This is a genomic window from Blastococcus sp. CT_GayMR19 (assembly GCF_004570385.1).
Lineage (GTDB): Bacteria > Actinomycetota > Actinomycetes > Mycobacteriales > Geodermatophilaceae > Blastococcus_B.
Map to the genome: position 1 here is coordinate 46,153 of NZ_SPQL01000011.1, position 19,454 is coordinate 65,606.

General features: G+C 72.8%; 16 protein-coding genes and 2 tRNA genes. 11 read left to right on the top strand and 7 right to left on the bottom strand.

What is annotated here, in order from left to right; genetic code table 11:
* Nucleotides 1-33: 33 nt before the first annotated feature.
* The 8 genes from gyrA to E4P39_RS15535 all read left to right on the top strand — a co-directional run bounded on the left by gyrA (nucleotide 34) and on the right by E4P39_RS15535 (nucleotide 6,982).
* Nucleotides 34-2,502, top strand: a complete 2,469-nt coding sequence (gene gyrA, locus E4P39_RS15505) for a DNA gyrase subunit A (protein WP_135137480.1) — start codon at nucleotides 34-36, stop codon at nucleotides 2,500-2,502.
* Nucleotides 2,503-2,670: 168 nt separating this feature from the next.
* The gene (locus tag E4P39_RS15510; RefSeq protein ID WP_135137481.1) at nucleotides 2,671-3,360 is read left to right on the top strand and encodes a DUF3566 domain-containing protein; all 690 of its coding nucleotides are present in this window, start codon (nucleotides 2,671-2,673) and stop codon (nucleotides 3,358-3,360) included.
* A gap of 335 nt (nucleotides 3,361-3,695) precedes the next feature.
* Nucleotides 3,696-3,769 (top strand) — tRNA-Ile (locus E4P39_RS15515).
* Between the two features lie 96 nt (nucleotides 3,770-3,865).
* Nucleotides 3,866-4,009, top strand: a complete 144-nt coding sequence (locus E4P39_RS22405) for a DLW-39 family protein (protein ID WP_167761888.1) — start codon at nucleotides 3,866-3,868, stop codon at nucleotides 4,007-4,009.
* Between the two features lie 23 nt (nucleotides 4,010-4,032).
* A tRNA-Ala gene (locus E4P39_RS15520) sits at nucleotides 4,033-4,105 on the top strand.
* Nucleotides 4,106-4,279: 174 nt separating this feature from the next.
* Nucleotides 4,280-5,464 (top strand): S8 family peptidase, encoded by a 1,185-nt coding sequence (locus E4P39_RS15525; RefSeq protein ID WP_167761890.1) that lies wholly within the window; start codon nucleotides 4,280-4,282, stop codon nucleotides 5,462-5,464.
* A gap of 115 nt (nucleotides 5,465-5,579) precedes the next feature.
* Nucleotides 5,580-6,116 (top strand): peptidylprolyl isomerase, encoded by a 537-nt coding sequence (locus tag E4P39_RS15530; RefSeq protein ID WP_135137483.1) that lies wholly within the window; start codon nucleotides 5,580-5,582, stop codon nucleotides 6,114-6,116.
* A gap of 104 nt (nucleotides 6,117-6,220) precedes the next feature.
* On the top strand, nucleotides 6,221-6,982 hold the full coding sequence (locus E4P39_RS15535) for a rhomboid family intramembrane serine protease (RefSeq protein ID WP_135137484.1): 762 nt from the start codon (nucleotides 6,221-6,223) through the stop codon (nucleotides 6,980-6,982).
* On the opposite strand, the gene E4P39_RS15540 is transcribed toward E4P39_RS15535, so the two are convergent.
* Complete coding sequence (locus E4P39_RS15540; protein ID WP_135137485.1) at nucleotides 6,979-7,389, bottom strand: PH domain-containing protein; 411 nt, start codon at nucleotides 7,387-7,389, stop codon at nucleotides 6,979-6,981. The genes E4P39_RS15535 and E4P39_RS15540 overlap by 4 nt on opposite strands.
* A gap of 108 nt (nucleotides 7,390-7,497) precedes the next feature.
* On the opposite strand from E4P39_RS15540, the gene E4P39_RS15545 reads away from it, so the two are divergent.
* Nucleotides 7,498-8,652 (top strand): thiolase family protein, encoded by a 1,155-nt coding sequence (locus E4P39_RS15545; RefSeq protein ID WP_135137486.1) that lies wholly within the window; start codon nucleotides 7,498-7,500, stop codon nucleotides 8,650-8,652.
* A gap of 703 nt (nucleotides 8,653-9,355) precedes the next feature.
* On the opposite strand, the gene crgA is transcribed toward E4P39_RS15545, so the two are convergent.
* Nucleotides 9,356-9,619 (bottom strand): cell division protein CrgA, encoded by a 264-nt coding sequence (crgA, locus tag E4P39_RS15550; protein WP_135137487.1) that lies wholly within the window; start codon nucleotides 9,617-9,619, stop codon nucleotides 9,356-9,358.
* A 146-nt stretch (nucleotides 9,620-9,765) separates the two neighbouring features.
* On the opposite strand from crgA, the gene E4P39_RS15555 reads away from it, so the two are divergent.
* Complete coding sequence (locus E4P39_RS15555; protein ID WP_135137488.1) at nucleotides 9,766-10,515, top strand: DUF881 domain-containing protein; 750 nt, start codon at nucleotides 9,766-9,768, stop codon at nucleotides 10,513-10,515.
* Between the two features lie 95 nt (nucleotides 10,516-10,610).
* A complete protein-coding gene (locus tag E4P39_RS15560; protein WP_135137489.1) occupies nucleotides 10,611-11,267 on the top strand; it encodes an aminodeoxychorismate/anthranilate synthase component II in 657 nt (218 codons plus the stop codon).
* A gap of 74 nt (nucleotides 11,268-11,341) precedes the next feature.
* On the opposite strand, the gene pknB is transcribed toward E4P39_RS15560, so the two are convergent.
* The 5 genes from pknB to E4P39_RS15585 form a co-directional block, all read right to left on the bottom strand.
* Nucleotides 11,342-13,105 carry a Stk1 family PASTA domain-containing Ser/Thr kinase gene (pknB, locus tag E4P39_RS15565; RefSeq protein WP_135137490.1) on the bottom strand — a complete coding sequence of 588 codons (1,764 nt, stop codon included), beginning with the start codon at nucleotides 13,103-13,105 and terminating at the stop codon, nucleotides 11,342-11,344.
* Between the two features lie 223 nt (nucleotides 13,106-13,328).
* Nucleotides 13,329-15,029, bottom strand: a complete 1,701-nt coding sequence (locus tag E4P39_RS15570) for a serine/threonine-protein kinase (RefSeq protein ID WP_135137491.1) — start codon at nucleotides 15,027-15,029, stop codon at nucleotides 13,329-13,331.
* Nucleotides 15,029-16,471, bottom strand: a complete 1,443-nt coding sequence (locus E4P39_RS15575) for a penicillin-binding protein 2 (protein WP_135137492.1) — start codon at nucleotides 16,469-16,471, stop codon at nucleotides 15,029-15,031. Before E4P39_RS15575 ends, E4P39_RS15570 begins: the two co-directional genes overlap by 1 nt.
* Complete coding sequence (locus tag E4P39_RS15580; protein WP_135137493.1) at nucleotides 16,468-17,883, bottom strand: FtsW/RodA/SpoVE family cell cycle protein; 1,416 nt, start codon at nucleotides 17,881-17,883, stop codon at nucleotides 16,468-16,470. The genes E4P39_RS15575 and E4P39_RS15580 overlap by 4 nt, the downstream gene beginning before the upstream one ends.
* 82 nt (nucleotides 17,884-17,965) lie before the next feature.
* Nucleotides 17,966-19,384: a PP2C family serine/threonine-protein phosphatase gene (locus tag E4P39_RS15585; RefSeq protein ID WP_135137494.1), complete on the bottom strand. Its 1,419-nt coding sequence runs from the start codon at nucleotides 19,382-19,384 to the stop codon at nucleotides 17,966-17,968.
* Between the last annotated feature and the right edge of the window lie 70 nt (nucleotides 19,385-19,454).

Genomic DNA, 19,454 nt, shown 5'->3' on the forward strand with positions numbered 1-19,454 from the left:
ACCGCTGTGCACTGACCTGTGGAGATCTGAACCGTGACGGAGACCCCTGCCCGCGACCGCGTCGAGCCGGTCGACCTCCAGCAGGAGATGCAGCGCAGCTACATCGACTACGCGATGTCGGTCATCGTCGGCCGCGCGCTCCCGGAGGTTCGCGACGGCCTCAAGCCGGTGCACCGCCGCGTGCTCTACGCGATGTACGACCAGGGCTTCCGCCCCGACCGCAGCTACGTCAAGTGCGCGCGCGTCGTCGGTGAGGTGATGGGTAACTACCACCCGCACGGCGACACCTCGATCTACGACGCCCTCGTCCGGCTCGCCCAGCCGTGGTCGATGCGCTACCCGCTGGTCGACGGGCAGGGGAACTTCGGCTCCCCAGGCAATGACCCTGCGGCGGCGATGCGTTACACAGAGGCACGACTCACGCCGCTGGCCATGGAGATGCTGGCCAACATCGACGAGGACACCGTCGACTTCCAGCCCAACTACGACGGCAAGAACCAGGAGCCCCTGGTCCTGCCCGGGCGCATCCCGAACCTGCTGATCAACGGCTCGGCCGGCATCGCCGTCGGCATGGCCACCAACATGCCCCCGCACAACCTGCGCGAGGTGGCGGCCGCCGTCTTCTGGGTGCTCGAGCACCCGGACGCCGAGCCGGAGGAAGCCCTCACCGCGTGCATGGAGCGGGTCAAGGGACCGGACTTCCCCACCCACGGGCTGATCGTCGGCCGCGAGGGCATCGAGGACGCCTACCGGACGGGTCGCGGCTCGGTGCGCATGCGCGCCGTCGTCACGGTCGAGGAGGACTCCCGCGGTCGCGTCCAACTGGTCTGCACCGAGCTCCCGTACCAGGTGAACCCGGACAACCTGGCCGAGGCGATCGCCGAGGCGGTCAAGGACGGGCGCCTGCAGGGCATCAGCGAGATCGCCGACGAGTCCAGCGACCGGGTCGGCCGCCGGCTGGTCATCACGCTGCGCCGCGACGCCGTCGCCAAGGTCGTGCTGAACAACCTCTACAAGCACACCCAGCTGCAGACGACGTTCGGCTGCAACATGCTCTCCATCGTCGACGGCGTCCCGCGGACGCTGCGGCTGGACGAGCTCATCCGGTTGTACGTGAAACATCAGATCGAGGTCATCCAGCGGCGCACCCGGTACCGGCTGCGCAAGGCCGAGGAGCGCGCGCACATCCTGCGCGGCTACGCCAAGGCGCTCGACCACCTGGACGACGTCATCACCCTCATCCGCAACAGCGAGTCGGCGGACGCCGCCCGCGGCGGGCTGATGGAGCTCCTGGACATCGACGAGATCCAGGCGACCGCGATCCTGGACATGCAGCTCCGCCGGCTGGCCGCCCTGGAGCGGCAGCGGATCCTCGACGAGCTGGCCGAGATCGAGGCCCGCATCGCCGACCTGCAGGCCATCCTCGACTCCCCCGAGCGGCAGCGGCAGATCATCCACGACGAGCTGGCCGAGATCGTCGAGAAGTACGGCGACGACCGGCGCACGCAGTTCGTCGCGAACGACGGCGACGTCTCGATGGAGGACCTCATCGCGGAGGAGGAGGTCGTCGTCACCATCACCCGCACCGGGTACGCGAAGCGGACGAAGAGCGACCTCTACCGCTCGCAGCGCCGCGGCGGCAAGGGCGTGATGGGTGCGGCCCTCAAGCAGGACGACATCGTCGACCACTTCTTCGTGGGCTCCACCCACGACTGGATCCTGTTCTTCACGAACAAGGGCCGGGTCTACCGCTCCAAGGCCTACGAGCTGCCCGAGGCCAACCGCACGGCCCGTGGCCAGCACGTGGCGAACATCCTGGCGTTCCAGCCGGACGAGAAGATCGCCCAGGTCATGCAGATCAAGGACTACACGGTCGCCCCGTACCTGGCGCTGGCCACCGCGCGCGGCCAGGTGAAGAAGACCCGGCTCACCGACTTCGACTCCCCGCGTCAGGGCGGCGTGATCGCCATCAACCTGCGCGACGGCGACGAACTGGTCGGTGCGGTGCTCATCGAACCCGACCAGGACCTGCTCCTGGTGACCCGCAAGGCGATGTCGATCCGGTTCACCGCCGACGACGTCGCGCTGCGGCCCATGGGCCGGGCCACCGAGGGCGTCCGGGGGATCTCGCTGTCCGACGACGACCGGCTGCTGTCGATGATGGTCGTGCAGGAGGGCGTCGACGTCATGGTCGCCACCGAGCGCGGCTTCGCCAAGCGGACCGGGATCGAGAACTATCCGAACCAGGGGCGCGGTGGCAAGGGCGTGCTCACCGCCGACCCGAAGGCCCGCAAGGGTGCGCTGGTCGGCGCCCTGGCGGTGACCCTCGGCGACGAGCTCTACGCGATCACGTCGAGCGGCGGCGTGATCCGCACCCCGGTCAACGGGGTGCGGCACAACAAGGACCGCGCGACCATGGGTGTCAAGCTCATGAACTTGCCGGAAGACGTATCGATCGTGGCGATCGCGCGCACTACCGACAATGACGAGCCCGCGGCCTAGTGTGACCGCAATGGCAGGTCAGAACCGGGAACCCCGTCGTCACCGACGGGGACCCGGGTCCGGCCCGTCCAGCCACGGAACTGACCTGCGTCCGGGCGGCCGTACCGGCCACCTCTCGGCCACGGTCTCGAGGGAGCGGCCCGCGCCGCTGGGGAACGGGAGACGCGCATGAGCGACCGGACGAAGAGTTCGGTGCGCACCGATTCCCGGGGCGGCGACGACGACGCGCCGGGAGGCAGCACCCCGGGCGAGGCCACGCCGGTCACGTCCACGCAGTCCATCCCGGGTGCCGGCACCGCCCGCGCACAGGGCTCGGGTGGCCCCGCCTCGGGTGCCCAGCCGGCCGTCTCCTCGAATCCGGTCCCGCCGATCCCGGCGACCGGCAAGGGGCCGGTCGCGCCGGCCACGGGTGCCGCCTCCGCGCCGGGTGCGCCCGACGCCACCGGCTCTGTCGCCTCGCGGATCCGCGGCCGCGCCGGCAAGGGTGGTCGTGGCCCGCGCCGCGCCCGCCTGCAGCTCCGGCACGTCGACATCTGGTCGGCGTTCAAGATCTCGTTCGTGCTGTCGATCGCCATGTTCTTCATCTGGATGGTGGCGGTCGGCGTGCTCTACGGGGTGCTCAGCGCCCTCGGGGTGTTCGACACGCTCAACGACCTGTTCGGCCAGTTGAGCACGGCGTCGGGCAGCGAGCTCGGCGGCGACGTGGTCACCCCTGGGCTGGTCTTCGGCGGAGCGGCCGTCATCGGGGCGATCAACATCGTGCTCATGACGGCGCTGTGCACCGTCGGGACGTTCATCTACAACCTCTGCTCCGACCTCGTCGGCGGCCTCGAGCTCACGCTGTCCGAGCGCGACTGAGCACATGGCGACCCTCCGGGTCGCACCGCGGCCACGGGCCGTCCCCGGCCGGCACGAGCCGCTGCGTCGTGCCTGCGCGGACCCCTCCGGGGCCCACTCGGCCCGACAGGTTCGTCCCCGGCCGGGCCACGCGGCGTCCAGAGGGGATTGGGGGTGTTGTGGGGGCATTGCTCGTGCTGCAGCACCGGCCATGGTCGGACGACGGGCGCAATGCGAGGGCGCCTGCGGCCGATGTCGCGCACCGGTCCCCTCACCCGCTGGAGCGGCGGCAGCGCCCCGCTTTCCACCCCTCGGCCAGGTGGTCGACGCCCCCAGGTAAGCTTTCCGAGGTTCACGGGCCTGTAGCTCAGTTGGTTAGAGCGCATCCCTGATAAGGATGAGGCCGGAGGTTCAAGTCCTCCCAGGCCCACCCGTGTGCCGGCTCGGCGGTGGCGCAAGCCGCCGGTGCGGCACCACATGGGTCACCGTGAACGCGGTGCACCGAGCACTCGAGGAGGTACGCCGCGTGCTGAAGCAGCTGGCGCTGGCCGCCGTGGCGGCCGGCGCCCTGGCCGCCGTCCGGAAGCGCTCGTCCGGCAAGGCGGAGAACAACCTCTGGCACGAGGCCACCCGCGGCCCCGGCGCCGTCAGCACCCCTACTGCACGCTGAGGCCCGGCTCGAGCACCACCCCGGGGGACGTAGCTCAATTGGCAGAGCACCGCCTTTGCAAGGCGGGGGTTAGGGGTTCGATTCCCCTCGTCTCCACCCACGGCTGACGCGCATCGCGCCGGCAACCCACGCCCACACGGCTGCCGATTCCGGCCGCGCGGCGAGCCCCCTCGTTCGACGCTCCGTCGCGTGATAAACCACTCGCACACAGTCATGGTCGCGGGTGCCCAGCTCCACGGTTCCGGCGACACACGCAGAGCGGGACAGACGATGCGAGCTGCCGGACGCACCACCTTCCTCTCCTCCGCGCGGCGTCCCGCCGTCGTCGCCCTCGGGGTGCTGGCCACCCTCGGGTTGTCGACGCTCACCGCGCCGACGGCGGTCGCGGCACCGGAGCACCGGACGCGGGTCATCGTCCAGCTGCAGCCCGGCTGGGACGCGCTGCTGGAGTCCCGCCGGGCCGGGGGCGCGGTCTCGCACGTCTACCGCGCCGCGGTCAACGGCTTCGCGGGTGAGTTCAGCGACCGGGCGATCGCCGTCCTGCAGCGCAGCCCCGCGGTGCTGTCGGTCGAGCCCGACGGCGTCGTCACCGCGTCGGACCTGCAGGCCTCCGCGACGTGGGGCGTCGACCGGATCGACCAGGCCGCCCTTCCGCTGAGCACGACCTACACCTACCCGACCGCGGCGGGCGCTGGCGTCACCGCCTACGTCGTCGACTCCGGTGTCGCCCCGCACGCCGAGTTCGGTGACCGGTTGACGTCCGGGCACACCACCGTCGCCGACGGCAACGGCACGAGTGACTGCAACGGGCACGGCACCCACGTCGCGGGCACCGTCGCCGGCACCACCTACGGCGTCGCCAAGAGGGCCACCGTCGTGCCGGTCCGCGTGCTGGACTGCAAGGGGTCGGGCAGCCTGTCGGGTGTGATCGCCGGCCTGGACTGGATCGTGGGCAACCACACCACCGGCCCGGCCGTGGCCAACCTGAGTCTGGGCGGCGGCGTCAGCACGACGATGGACGCGGCCGTGCGGCGGGTCATCGATGACGGCGTGACAGTCGCGATCGCCGCGGGCAACAGCAACACCAACGCCTGCAACACCTCCCCGGCCCGCCTTCCGGCGGCGCTGACGGTCGGCGCCACCGAGAAGACCGACCGGCGCGCGTCGTTCTCCAACTTCGGCGCGTGTCTGGACCTGTTCGCGCCGGGTGCCGGGATCACGTCGGCCTGGCACACCGGGGCCACCGCAGCGGCGCCGGGCACGGCCACCAACACCGTCTCGGGCACGTCCATGGCCGCGCCGCACGTGGCCGGTGCCGCTGCGCTCCTCCTGTCGACGACGCCGTCCCTCACCCCGGCCACCGTGGCCTCGCGCCTCACCGCCACGGCCACGACCGGCACGGTGACGTCGGCCGGTGCGAAGTCGCCCAACCGGCTCCTCTTCGTCGCTCCCTAGCCTCCTGGGGCCGCCGGAGGCCACCGTGGGCCGGACCGGCGGGGAGGGCGCCCGGCCCGTCGCGGAGCCCCGACCGGTCGATCGTGCCCCGCGGATCGGTGGCAGAGTGGACGGCGTGACCGAATCCAACTCGCCTGCACGGCGCGCCGTCCTGCACACCAACCACGGCGACATCACCGTGGACCTGTTCCCGGACCACGCTCCCAAGACCGTGGCCAACTTCGCCGACCTCGCCGACGGCAGTCGCGAGTGGACCCACCCCGAGACCCGCCAGAAGACGACGGACCCGCTCTACAACGGCACGATCTTCCACCGGATCATCTCCGGCTTCATGATCCAGGGCGGCGACCCGCTCGGTCAGGGCTTCGGCGGCCCGGGCTACCAGTTCGGCGACGAGTTCCACCCCGACCTCGCCTTCTCCAAGCCCTACCTGCTGGCCATGGCGAACGCCGGCCCGGGGACCAACGGCTCGCAGTTCTTCATCACCCTCGGCCCGACGCCGCACCTGAATCGCAAGCACACGATCTTCGGCGAGGTGGCCGACCAGGCCAGCCGGGACGTCGTCGACGCCATCGGCAAGGTGGCGACCGGGCGCAACGACCGGCCGGTCGAGGACGTCGTGATCGAGTCCGTCGAGGTGCAGCGCAGCTGACCGAGCACCAGCCGGCGCCCCCGACCACCACCTGCTACCGGCACCCGGACCGGCCCACCGGCGTCTCCTGCGCGCGCTGCGGCCGGCCGATCTGCCCGGAGTGCATGACCCCGGCCTCGGTGGGGTTCCAGTGCCCGGAGTGCGTCCGGGAGGGGCGGGCCTCCGTCCGCGCCCCCCGGCGCGGCAGCGGCCTGCAGGCGGCGGGGCGCCGGTGGGGTGCGGTCACCCTCACCCTGATCGCGATCAACGTCGCGATGTTCGCCGTCACCGCCGTCTCCGCGGCGGTCGACGGCTACTCCCCGATGGACAACTACCTGGGCGCCGTCTTCGCCGCCCTGTACCAGCGGCCCTTCCTGGTCGACCTCGGCGAGGCGTACCGGCTCCTGACCGCGGCGTTCCTGCACATCGGCCCGGTCCACCTGCTGATGAACATGCTGGCGCTGCTGGTGTTCGGGTCCGAGCTGGAGCGGCAGCTCGGGCGGTGGCGCTTCCTGGCGCTGTACCTGATCTCCGCCCTCGGTGGCGCGACCGCGATCCAGCTCTTCGGGAACCCGGGTGCGCCGGTGGCGGGCGCCTCGACGGCGGTCTACGGGCTGATGGGCGGCCTGGGCGTGCTCATGCTGGTGCGCCGCCAGGAGATCCGTGGCCTGCTCACGCTGCTGGCGATCAACGTGTTCATCAGCTTCCTGCCCGGCGTCTCCCTGCTCGGCCACCTCGGGGGGCTGGTCGCCGGAGCGCTCACCGCGGGGGTGCTGATGCTCACGCGCCGTCGGCCGGGTGCGGAGATCGCGGGGCTGGGCGCGCTCGTCGCCGTCCTGCTCGTCCTCGCGCTCGGCGTCTCGACGGTCGCCGTCCTCGGCCTCTAGGCCCGCGGGTCCAGGTCGCGCAGGGCCCGGGCGACCGCCTCCGGGTCCGCGCCCAGGTCACGGCGGCCCAGGACGACCAGCACCCCGTCGTCGTCCGGGCCGGCAGCGGTGTCCAGCTCCAGGGTGCGGCTGCTGACCCCCAGCCGGCGCGTGACCCGCACCCGCACGCGCAGCAGCGGCCACGGCAGATGGCGGCGGCCGGTCCAGGTCCGGACGTCGACGCCGTCGGGGCCGGCACTGAGCCGGGGACGGCTCCGGAGGTCGTGGGCGACCAGGAGCAGCAGGAGCAGCGCGGCCGCGCCGACGAGGACACGCCCCGGGGGATCGAGCAGGACGACCGACAGGGCCAGGCCGGTGGCGACGGCCGCCACTGCCCCCGTCTCCGCCGCCCGCGGTGACCACTGCATGCCCCCAGCCTCCCAGGGCCGGCCGGAGCGGATGCGAGGACGTCCTACCATCGTCCCAGGCTGCGTGCCGGAGCCGTTCCGCAGCGTTCGTCGAGGAGGAGTGGGTCCATGCGAGATGCCGTCATCTGTGCCGCCGTGCGTACCCCGGTGGGCAAGCGCGGGGGAGGGCTGTCCGGCGTCCACGCCGTGGACCTCTCGGCGCACGTGCTGAACGCGCTGGCCGAGCGGTCCGGGCTCGACCCGGCCGTCGTGGAGGACGTCTTCTGGGGGTGCGTCAGCCAGGTCGGCGAGCAGACGTTCAACATCGGCCGCAACGCGCCGTTGGCGGCCGGCTGGCCGGAGAGCGTGCCCGGCACGACCATCGACCGGCAGTGCGGCTCCTCGCAGCAGGCCGTGGCCTTCGCCGCCGCGACGGTCATCAGCGGCCAGGCCGACGTCGTCGTGGCCGGTGGCGTGGAGTCGATGAGCCGGGTGCCGATGGGCTCGACGTATTCCGTCGAAGGCACGGGCATGCCGATGGGCCCGCGGTTCCTCGAGCGCTACGACGGCGTCTTCCCCAACCAGGGCGTCGGCGCGGAGATGATCGCCGAGCGCTGGGGCTTCTCCCGCACCCAGCTCGACGAGTTCTCGCTCGCCTCGCACGAGAAGGCCGCCAAGGCGCAGGCCGACGGCGCCTTCGACGAGGAGATCGCGCCGGTGATCCTGCCCGACGGCACGGTGGTCAGCGCCGACGAGGGCATCCGCGCCGGCGGCACCATGGAGAAGCTCGCCTCGCTGAAGACCCCGTTCAAGGAGGACGGCGTCATCAGCGCCGGCAACGCCAGCCAGATCTCCGACGGCGCCGCGGCCCTGCTGGTCACCACGAGCGAGAAGGCCCGCGAGCTCGGACTCACCCCGCTGGTGCGCGTGCACACGACGGTCATGGCCGGTGCCGACCCGGTGATCATGCTGACCGCGCCGATCCCCGCGACCCAGAAGGTGCTCCAGCGGTCCGGGTTGTCCGTCGAGGACATCGGCATCTACGAGGTCAACGAGGCCTTCGCGCCCGTGCCGATGGCCTGGCTGGCCGACCTCGGCGCCCCCGCGGACCGGCTCAACCCGGTGGGTGGCGCGATCGCGCTGGGCCACCCGCTGGGCGGCTCCGGTGCCCGCATCATGACGACGCTGGTCCACCGCATGCGGGCGACCGGCACGCGCTACGGGCTGCAGACGATGTGCGAGGGCGGCGGCATGGCCAACGCCACCGTCCTGGAGCTGGTGTAACCCGGCGCTCCTCCGCAGCGCACCGCCGTCGTAGTCGTAGCAGCCCCCGGTCCTCGTGACCGGGGGCTGTCGGCTCTCCGGACCCCGGGCGGGGGCGCTGTGGGAGTCCTTCACGCGCTGGGGGAGTCGTGCAGGACCCCGGAAGCGCGAGCAACGGTCCAGGAGTGACGGCGGCCGTCAGGGCGAACCGTCGTCCACGGGGGAACGGCCGCCGCGGTCCACAGGTGGGCATCGTCCTGATCCGGACCGCTCCGTCCGCGGGCGGCTCCGCAGGGTGACCGGCGCACGTGTCGCCGCAGGTCAGAAGGCGAAATCGGGCTCCATCCCATGTCGACTCGGCCCGCCCCATGTCGCTATGTCCACAGCTGGGTACACAGCTGGGGACAGACTCACACGGATGTAGTTACGGCCGTGGAGCTGCGTCACATCCGTCCCACGGCGAGCGTCTTCGCAGGTCAGAGCGGTTCGGGTCCGTTCCGTCTCTCCACACTCGGTGGACAACCCTGGGGGTGGAGCGCCATGTCGACCTGTGGACGAAGCGTTCGTCTGTGCACAGTGACCCGGTCCCGGCTGGACGCCGGTCCGCTCCCCGCCGGCGGTGACCCCGCGTCGCTCCCGGGGCCGGCGCTGCGGGTCGACCCCGGGGACGACGAAGGCCCCCGTCCCCGGGTGGGGACGAGGGCCTGAGGCGCCGTACGGGCGGTCAGCGCCAGCGCATCGACATGACGAGGCCGGCGACCATGAGGCCGAAGCCGATCGCGAAGTTCCACGCCTCCAGCGACACCATGAACGGGATGCGGTCGCCCGCGACGTAGTAGACGACGATCCACAACAGACCCAGCAGCATGAGCGCGACCATCACCGGCGCGTACCAGCGCGGGCTCGGCTGCAGCGCGCGGGGCTGACCGGACTGCACACCTTCCGGCGGGGTGTAGACCGACTTCTTGCGAACCTTGGACTTGGGCACCGCGCGTACTCCCTCCCGGCGGCCGGATTGGCAACCCCGACCGGAACTGCCCCCAGCCTAAGCTGCCGGGGAACGAGGCGACGGTTCCGGCCGTGTACCGGGTGCGCGTGCCGCACCCGTGCCCGACCCGCGAGCGAGGAGGACAGATGACGCCCTCCCTCCTGCGCGGTCGCCGACCGTCGGTCTGGACCGTGCTGGTCCCGGTCGTCGCCCTCCTCGCCGGACTCCTCTTCGCCACCTCGGGTCGCACCGCCCACGGCACCGATCTCCGGGCCGGGGAGACGACCGAGCTCTCGGAACTCATCCGCCAGCGCAACCTGGTCGTCGCCCGCCAGGACGAGCAGCTGGCCGAACTGCAGCGCGAGGTGCAGCGACTGACCGAGCAGGCGGCGTCCCGCGACGGTGCGGTGGCCGCGGCGACATCGGCGGGGGCCGCCGGCGCGCTCTCCGCCGCACTGGTGGAGCTCGTCGGACCCGGGGTGGTCATCACCCTCGACGACGCGCCGTCCCGGCCGGACGGCAGCCTGCCGGTGGACGCCCGCCCCGACGACCTGGTCATCCACCAGTCCGACGTCCAGGCGGTCGTCAACGCCGTCTGGGCGGCAGCCGCCGATGGCGTCGCGATCATGGACCGCCGGCTGATCGGCACCAGCGCCGTGCGGTGCGTGGGCAACACCCTCCTGCTGCAGGGCCGGACGTACTCCCCGCCGTTCGTCGTCACCGCCATCGCCGACCCGGCCGCCGTGCGCAGCCAGCTGGCCGCCTCTCCGCAGGTGCGGGTCTTCGAGCAGGCGGTGGAGGCCTTCGGGCTCACCTTCGAGGTCCGTGAGCGGAACGAGGTCGTCCTGCCCGCCTACGATGGCCCTCTCGACTTGGAGTACGCGTCCGCCGGCTGAGCCGTGGACGGCATGCGCCACCTGCCCGCCCACCCGCCGACCGTCGTCCCCCGGAGACCGAGCCCCGTGACCCCGCACCCCGCCGCCGGCCCGCGATGACCGCCGACCGCCCGGTTCTCGTCGTCGACAACTTCGACAGCTTCGTCTACAACCTGGTCCAGTACCTGGGGCAGCTCGGCGTGCGCTGCATCGTGCGGCGCAACGACGCCGTCACCGTGGACGAGCTGCCCGATCTCGACGTCGCCGGGGTGCTGCTCTCCCCCGGCCCCGGAACCCCGGCCGGCGCGGGGGTCAGCGTCCCGATGGTGCGGGCCGCTGCTGAGGGCGGCGTACCGGTCCTCGGCGTCTGTCTCGGCCACCAGGCGATCGCGGAGGCCTTCGGCGCCGAGGTGGTCCGGGCGCCCGAGCTGCTGCACGGCAAGACGAGCCAGGTGCTGCACGACGGCGGGGGCGTGCTGGCCGGCCTTCCGTCGCCGTTCACGGCGACCCGCTACCACTCCCTCGCCGTCGACCCCGCCACCGTGCCCGACGAGCTCGAGGTCACCGGCCGCACCCCGTCCGGGATCGTGATGGCGCTGCGGCACCGCGAGCTGCCGATCGAGGGCGTGCAGTTCCACCCCGAATCGGTCCTGACCGAGGGCGGGCACCAGATGCTGGCCACCTGGCTCGCCGCCTGCGGCCTGGCGCCCGATCCGGCCGTCGTCCAGAAGGCGGGGGACGCCGCCCGCCGGCTCTCGGGCGCCGTGGCCTGAGGGCGGGCCCCCGCCCCGCTCCATCGACGACGAAGGCCTCCTCCCGGTTCGGGAGGAGGCCTTCGGTCGTCCGCTCAGGCGGTGGGGGTGGGTGTCGCCGTCGGCGTGGGTGTGGGAGTGGGGGCCGGGTCCTCCGGCGGGGTGGGGACGGCGACCAGCAGGACGATGTCCTCGCCCGCCGCGACGTCGGCGCCCGGCCCGGGCTCCGTGCCCACGACCGTGCCCTGCGGGACGTCGTCGCGCTCCACGCTGCCCGTGCTGATCTGACCCGCGCTGAAGCCCGCCTCGACGAGTGCGTCGCGGGCCTCCGCCTCGGTCCGGTTGGCCACATCGGGCAGCTCGATCGTCCCGGTCGAGACCTGGAGACGGATCGGCGAGCCCGGGGCGGCCTGCTCCCCCTCGCCCGGGCTGATGCCGACCACGTTTCCTTCGTCCTCGAGCGAGTCGGCCGGTACGGCGGTGACGTTGGTGAACCCCTCGGCCTCGAGCGTGCTGATCGCCCGGTCCTCGGTCAGGCCCACGACGTTGGGCACCGTGATCGTGTCGGGCCCGCCGCTGAGGAAGAGGTTGACCGTGTCCCCCTCCTCGGCCTGGGCGCCGCCGGCCGGGTCGCTCCGGATCACGAGACCCTCGGCCACGGTCGGGCTCGCCTCCGTGGCCACGGTGCCGACCTGCAGACCCGCCGCCTCGATCTCCGCCCGCGCCGTCGGCTCGTCCTTGCCCGCGACCGTCGGGACCGCCACCGTGGCGGGGGCGGCAGGTGCTTCGGGTCTGCTGTTGAGCAGGATCGCGGCGGTGATCACGCCACCCAGGAGGAGAACCCCCAGCACCGAGACGATCGCGATGATCCGGCGCTTGCGGCGCCGTGCCTCCTCGTCCTCGTCGCCCCAGTCCTCGTCGTCGCGGTAGCCGTATCCCGCCGAGCCGTAGCCGCCGGGCGGCGCGCTGATGATCGCGGTCTTCTCGGCGTCCCCCATGACGGGTGTCGCCTCGACCCGCTGCCCGGCCAGGGCCCTGAGCAGGTCGCTGCGCATGTCGGCGGCCGACTGGTAGCGATTCGCCGGGTTCTTGCTCATCGCCTTGAGCAGGATGGCGTCGAGTTCGGCGGGGATGCGCGGGTTGATGGACGACGGCAGCCGCGGGTCCTCACGGACGTGCTGGTAGGCCACGGAGACCGGGGAGTCGCCGGTGAACGGCGGGGCGCCCGTGACCAGCTCGTAGAGCATGCAGCCCATCGAGTAGACGTCGGAGCGCGCGTCGACACCCTCACCGCGGGCCTGCTCCGGCGAGAGGTACTGAGCGGTGCCGATCACGGCGGCGGTGGAGGTCATCGTGGCCGCCGAGTCGGAGACCGCCCGCGCGATGCCGAAGTCCATCACCTTGACGGTGCCCTGGGGCGTGATCATCACGTTGCCGGGCTTCACGTCGCGGTGCACGATGCCGTTGCGGTGGCTGAAGTCCAGCGCCCCGCAGATGTCGGCCGAGAGGGCCATCGCGCGCTCGGGGGAGAGCGGCCCCTCACGGCGCAGCACGTCGCGGAGGGTGTCGCCCTCCACGTACTCCATGACGATGTAGGGCGTGGCCCCGGTGGCGGTGCGGTCCTCGCCGGTGTCGTAGACGGCGACGATCGCCGGGTGGTTCAGGGAAGCGGCGGCCTGTGCCTCGCGGCGGAACCGGACCTGGAAGGAGGGGTCGCGCGCGAGATCCACCCGCAGCACCTTGACGGCGACCTCGCGGCCGAGGCGGAGATCGCGGCCCCGGTGCACCTCGGCCATGCCACCGCGGCCGAGCACGCCACCGATCTCGTAGCGCTCGCCGAGCACCTGCGGGGTGGTCATCGGGGGTCCTCTCGGGCGGTGCGGGGCGTCGTCATGGCGCAGGCCTCGGCGCCCGGGTGAATGGCGGAGGCCTCGGCGCCCGGGTGAATGGCGGAGGCCTCGGCGCCCGGGCATGCAGCGCTGACCACGGCCGGCAGGCACGCACGTTGCCGTGGGTGCACGGAGCCGCCCCGCAGCGTAACCGCTGGGCGGCCGGATACCCGGGCGGCACGGAGGAGTGCGCTCACCCGGTCTCCTCCTGGGCAGCCGCCTGGTCGGTCGGGTCCGGCTCCGGCTCCGGGGGTGGGGGCTCCGGGTTCGGCGCCGGCGTGCCCGGGAGGGGGGTGGTCGTCGTTGCCGCGGCCGACGAGCTGCTGGACGCCGTCGACGGCGGTGGCGCGCTCGTGGTGGGGGCCGCGCTCGTGGTGGGCGCCGCGGTCGTGGGCTCCCTCGTGGGCGCGGGCTCGACGTCTGCCTCGGGCGCGTACGCGTCCTCGGTCCAGTAGACGGTGATCGTGCTCGCCGGCGGCACGGTCGTGTCGGCGGGTTCGAGCCGGACAGCGGCACCGGCGTCGAACTCCCGGCCGAGCTCCTCGAGCATGGCGGCGTCGGCGGCCACCAGGCTCACGGCGAGCCCCAGGGCCTCCAGCTCACCCCGCACGGCGTCGGCCGGCCGGCCCACGTACTGGGCAGAGTCGAGCAGGATCCCGCTGGCCGCGGCGCTGGTGGTGGCCGGGGTGGCATCGGCCGCAGGCTCGCGGCCGCGGTTCCCGCTGGTCAGCAGGTAGTAGGCGCCCCCACCGAGCAGCAGCAGCCCCACGAGGCCGAGCGCGATCAGAGCCATGCGCGCGCCGCGGCGGCGGTCGTCGGCGGGCTCGGCGTCCGCACCCCACTCGTCGTCGTCCTCCGGCGGTGCGTGCAGCGGCGGCATCGGCCGGCCCGGCCCGGTGCCCGGGCCCAGCAGGCCGGCCCCGGCGACGGCGGTGGCGCCCGTCGTGGCCAGCACCTGCGTGCGGGCGTCGGCCAGTCCGCCCGCGACCATCTGGGTCGGGCTGGTGGCCGGCCCCGCCGCCGGTCCCGTCACGGGTCCGGCCACGGCCGCGAGCGCGCCGCCCGCGGCCACGCGCCGGATGGCCTCGGCGAAGGCGCCGCCGTCGGGGAACCGGTCGGCCGGGTCCTTGGCCAGGGCACGTTCCACCAGCAGGCGGACGGCCGGCGGCACGTCGGCCGGCAGCGGCGGTGGCGGCCGGTTGATGTGGGCGAGGGCGATGGCCACCTGCGAGGCGCCGTCGAACGGGCGCTCGCCGGAGAGGCATTCGTAGGCGACCACGCCGAGCGAGTAGACGTCGGAGGCGGCGGTGACCTCCAGGCCCTGCGCCTGCTCGGGGGAGAGGTACTGCGCGGTGCCGACGACCATGCCGGTACGGGTCAGCGGTGCGGCGTCCCGGGCCTGGGCGATCCCGAAGTCGGTCAGCTTGACCACGCCGTCGGGCCGCACCATCAGGTTGCCGGGCTTGATGTCCCGGTGCACGACGCCGGCCTTGTGCGCGGCCGACAGCCCGTCCGCGGACTGGCTGAGCACGTGCAGCGTCCAGTCCGCGGGCAGCCGGTGCTCGTCGTGCAGGATCGTGACCAGCGGATGGCCCTCGACGAACTCCATGACGAGGAACGCCAGCTGCTGGGTGCCGGTGTCGTCCAGGGTCTCGCCGTAGTCGTAGACCGAGGCGATGTTCGGATGGGTGAGCGCGGCGGTGTGCCGGGCCTCGTTGCGGAACCGGGCGAGGAAGCTCGGGTCGCTCATGTACTCGCTCTTGAGGACCTTGGCCGCGACGACCCGGTCCAGCACCCGGTCACGTGCGCGCCAGACCTCGCCCATCCCGCCGACGGCGATCGGTGCGGTGATCTCGTAGCGGTTGGCGAGCACACTTCCGACGGACAGCGCCATCAGCCCTCCTGCCCCTCGAGGTAGGCCTGCAGCACGTCGCGGGCGATGGGGGCGGACACGTCCCCGCCGGTACCCCCGCCGTTGGCGACGAAGACCGCCACGGCGATCTTCGGGTCGTCGGCGGGCGCGAAGCCGATGAACCAGTTGTGGTCGGGGGCGTCCGTGGTCTGCGCCGTACCGGTCTTGCCGGCCACCCGGACGCCCTCGATCTGCGCCCGTCGTCCGCTGCCCTTCTCGACGACGCTGACCATCATCTCGGTGAGCTGCGCGGCGACGTCCGCCGACACCGCGCGGCGGAACTCGTCGGGCCGGGTGCGGTCCAGGACGGTCAGGTCCGGAGCCCGCACCTGGTCGACCAGGTAGGGCGCCATGATGCTGCCGTCGTTGGCGACCGCGGCGGCGATCATGGCCGCCTGGAGGGGCGTCACGCGCACGTCGCGCTGACCGATCGACGTCTGCGCGAGCGCAGCGGCGTCCACGATGTCGCCGACGTGGCTGTCGACGACCTCCAGCGGGATCGCCCGCTTCTCACCGTCCAGGCCGAAGGCCTCGGCCATCTCGCGCACGCGGTCCTCGCCCAGCTCCAGTCCGAGCTGGGCGAAGGCGGTGTTGCAGGAGATCGTCAGCGAGTCGATCAGCGGCTGCTCACCCGTGGGGCTGCAGCTCGACCCGTTGAAGTTCGGGATCACCCGGCTGCTGTTGGGCAGGGGGAACTCCGCCGGCGCCGGGACGACGGTCTGCGGGGTGTAGCCGTCCTCCAGGGCCGCGGCGGACACGATGACCTTGAAGATGGAGCCGGGCGGGTAGTTCTCGCGGATCGCCTGATTGGTGCGGGGATCGGGCTCCGCGGCCTCCAGTTGCTCCGCGTACTCGCGGATCGCCGCCGGCTCGTGGCTGGACAGCAGGTTGGGGTCGTAGGTCGGGGTGCTGCCCATGCCCAGGATCGCGCCGGTGGACGGGTCGAGGGCCACCACCGCGCCCGTCACCCCTTCGAGGCCGGCCATCGCCGCCGCCTGCACGGCCGGGTCCAGGGTCAGGACGACGTCACCGCCGGCCGGGTCGCGCCCGGTGAACAGGTCGGCCAGCCGGCGCACGAAGAGGCGGGGGTCGTCACCGGACAGGACGTCGTCCTCGGCGCGCTCGATGCCGGCGGTGTTGTAGATCAGCGAGTAGTACCCCGTGACTGCCGCGTACAGCCCTCCCTCGGGGTACTGCCGCAGGTATTTCAGGCCGTCGTCGGTCGGGGCGGACACGGCGATCTCGTTGCCGGCCACCACGATGGATCCGCGCTCCCGCGCGTACTCGTCGACGAGCACCCGGGTGTTCCTCGTGTTCTCGCGCAGCGATTCCGACCGGACGACCTGGATGTAGTTGACGTTGACGATCAGCAGCGTGAAGAGGACGAGCACGCTGATCGCGACGCGGCGCAGGGGGGCGTTCACGGGGTGACGACCTCGGTGGGGGCGTCGCCGAGACGCGGCGGCGGGGCGGCCTGCGGCGTCGCGGGACGGCGGGCGGCGTCGCTGATGCGCACGAGGAGCGCCACGAGCACGAAGTTGGCCACGAGGGACGAGCCGCCGTACGCCACGAAGGGCGTCGTCAGGCCGGTCAGGGGCAGCAGCCCGGTGACGCCGCCGAGGACGACGAACACCTGCCAGGCGACCGCGAAGGCCAGGCCGGCGGACAGCAGCTTGCCGAAGGCGTCCCGGACGACGAGGGACGTGCGCAGCCCGCGCTCGACGAGCACGAGGTAGACGATGATGACGGCCACGAGCCCGAACAGCCCGAGCTCCTCACCGATGGCCGAGGCGATGAAGTCGCTCTTGGCGATCGGCACCTGGTCGGGGCGGCCGCCGCCGAGGCCCGCCCCGAACAGGCCGCCGGTGCCCAGGCCGAACAGCGACTGGACCAGCTGGTAGCCGGCGTCGTCCTGGTAGGCGAAGGGATCGAGCCAGGTGTCCACGCGCTGCTGGACGTGACCGAAGATCTGGTAGGCGATCAGGGCGCCGCCGGCGAACAGCCCGACGCCGATGAGCAGCCAGCTCGACCGCTCCGTGGCCACGTAGAGCATGACGACGAAGATGCCGAACAGCAGCAGCGAGCTGCCCAGGTCGCGCTCGAAGACCAGGACCAGGATCGACAGCACCCAGGCGAGCAGGACGGGGCCCAGGTCACGGCCGCGCGGCAGCTCGAGGCCCATCACGCGGCGGCTGGCCAGGGCCAGGACGTCCCGCTTGTCGACGAGGTAGGCGGCGAAGAAGACGACGAGGCAGATCTTGGCGAACTCACCGGGCTGGATGGAGAACCCGGCGAGGCGGATCCAGATCTTGGCGCCGTTCACCTCGGAGATCGACGCGGGCAGCAGGGCCGGCAGGGCCAGCAGGGCCATGCCGATCAGCGCGAGCGTGTACGCGTAGCGGGACAGCGTCCGGTGGTCGCGCACGATGACCAGGACGGCGACGAAGAACAGCACGCCGAGGGTCGCCCAGACCAGCTGGACGGGCGCGTCCTCCCGGGTGACCGTGCTGTTGACCTGCTCCGCGGCGAGGTCGAGGCGGTGGATCACGGCGAGGCCGAGACCGCTCAGCAGCGCGACGGCGGGCAGCAGCAGCGGATCGGCGTAGGAGGCCCAGCGGCGCACCACGAGGTGGGCGACCGCCCACAGGGCGCTGAACCACACCCCGAACAGGGCGAGCTCGCTGCGCAGCGCCCCGGTGATGGTCAGGTCGACGATGCACTGCGCCACGACCGTGATGAGCACGGCGAACGCGAGCAGGGCGGCCTCCGTGCCCCGCCGGCTGGGCGGGGGCGTGCCGACCGTCGGTGCGCGCGGATCGGTCGAGGGCCCGGCCATCAACACACCCCCGGCGGGGAGCCGGTGCCTGCGGCGCTCATCAACGCACCTCCGGTGGGGAACCCGGGGCCTACGGCGCTCATCAGTCCGCCTCCCGGCAGTCCACCCCCGGCTCGGACGACGCCGGCGTCCGAGCCGGCGTCGGAGAGGCCGAGGTCGTGGCGTCCGGAGCCGCCGTGGTGGCCGGGGCGCCGGGCACGGCCGGGTCCGCCGGTGCGGAGGGCAGGGGTGCCGGTGCGGAGGACGGGGTCGCCGAGGCGGAGGCCTCGGGAGTGCCCGGCGTGCGGCAGACCGGCAGTCGCTGCTCACCGAGCGCGGCGAGGATCCGCTCGGCGTCCTGCTCGTCGTCAGCCGTGATGCCCCCGCGGACACGGCTGCGCGCCGCAGCGGTCAGGTCGGTGACCGGGAGATCGGTGCTCCTGTCCAGCTCGGACAGGTCGAAGCCGAGGACCGAGACGTCCAGTCCGCGGAAGACGGCGACCTGCTCGTCGTCCCCGCTGCCGTCGACGCCGACGAACCAGTGCCCCAGGGCCCAGTTGTACGTGAGCACCGACCCCGCCACGAGCACTGCGAGGACAGCTACCGCCACCAGGAGAAGTCGCAGCGGGCGGCGGCGGGCGGAGGAGCCACCGCCCGTCGACGGGGTCGGTGTCGGCGGGGGTGGCGCGGGCGGATCAGCGAGTGCGGCGCGGCCCGCGGCGGAGCGCCCGTCGACCTGACGCTGGCCGACGTTGCCGCCCGCCGCGCCGTCGATCACCGGCTCCATGAGGGAGCCTCCGCGGCCGCCGTCGTCGACGACGTCGGCGACGATCACGGTGACGTTGTCCGGCCCGCCGCTGCGCAGGGCGAGCTCGATCAGCCGGTCCGACGTCGCCTGCGGATCGGGGTCCTTCAGGGCCTCGGCCAGCGTGTCCTCGCTCACGACACCCGAGAGACCGTCGGAGCAGAGCAGATAGCGGTCGCCGGCGCGGGCCTCCCGCATGGACAGGTCGGGCTCGACGTCCTGGCCGTTCAGGGCCCGGAGCAGCAGCGAGCGCTGCGGGTGGCTGTTGGCCTCTTCCGCGGTGATCCGGCCGTCGTCGATCAACGTCTGGACGAACGTGTCGTCGTGGGTGATCTGGGACAGCTGGCCGTCGCGGACCAGGTAGGCGCGGGAGTCCCCGACGTGGCACAGGGCCAGGCGGCCGCCGGCGAAGAGGATCGCGGTCAGGGTGGTCCCCATGCCCTCGAGCTGGGGGGACTCCCGGATCACCTCGCGCAGGTGCTCGCTGCCCTCGAAGACCGCCTGGCGCAACGCCTGCAGCATGTCGCCGGAGGGCGCGTCGTCGTCCAGGTGCTCCAGGGCGGCGATGACCACCTTGCTGGCGACGTCCCCCGCCGCGTGGCCGCCCATGCCGTCGGCGACGGCGAGCAGCCGGGGTCCCGCGTAGACGGAGTCCTGGTTGTTGCCGCGGATCAGGCCGCGGTCCGAGCGTGCCGCGTAGCGGAGGACCAGGGTCACGCGTCCTCCTCCTCGCCGGTGCTCATGAACGGCATTCGCGACGCCGCCGCGCCCGTTCGCTCACTCGCAC

Excerpts from the sequence above, each read along its gene's own strand:
- E4P39_RS15510 (WP_135137481.1), top strand. The coding sequence starts at position 2,671 with ATGAGCGACCGGACGAAGAGTTCGGTGCGCACCGATTCCCGGGGCGGC.
- E4P39_RS15525 (WP_167761890.1), top strand. The coding sequence starts at position 4,280 with ATGCGAGCTGCCGGACGCACCACCTTCCTCTCCTCCGCGCGGCGTCCC.
- E4P39_RS15535 (WP_135137484.1), top strand. The coding sequence starts at position 6,221 with ATGACCCCGGCCTCGGTGGGGTTCCAGTGCCCGGAGTGCGTCCGGGAG.
- E4P39_RS15540 (WP_135137485.1), bottom strand. The coding sequence starts at position 7,389 with ATGCAGTGGTCACCGCGGGCGGCGGAGACGGGGGCAGTGGCGGCCGTC.
- E4P39_RS15545 (WP_135137486.1), top strand. The coding sequence starts at position 7,498 with ATGCGAGATGCCGTCATCTGTGCCGCCGTGCGTACCCCGGTGGGCAAG.
- E4P39_RS15555 (WP_135137488.1), top strand. The coding sequence starts at position 9,766 with ATGACGCCCTCCCTCCTGCGCGGTCGCCGACCGTCGGTCTGGACCGTG.
- E4P39_RS15560 (WP_135137489.1), top strand. The coding sequence starts at position 10,611 with ATGACCGCCGACCGCCCGGTTCTCGTCGTCGACAACTTCGACAGCTTC.
- pknB (WP_135137490.1), bottom strand. The coding sequence starts at position 13,105 with ATGACCACCCCGCAGGTGCTCGGCGAGCGCTACGAGATCGGTGGCGTG.
- E4P39_RS15570 (WP_135137491.1), bottom strand. The coding sequence starts at position 15,029 with ATGGCGCTGTCCGTCGGAAGTGTGCTCGCCAACCGCTACGAGATCACC.
- E4P39_RS15580 (WP_135137493.1), bottom strand. The coding sequence starts at position 17,883 with ATGGCCGGGCCCTCGACCGATCCGCGCGCACCGACGGTCGGCACGCCC.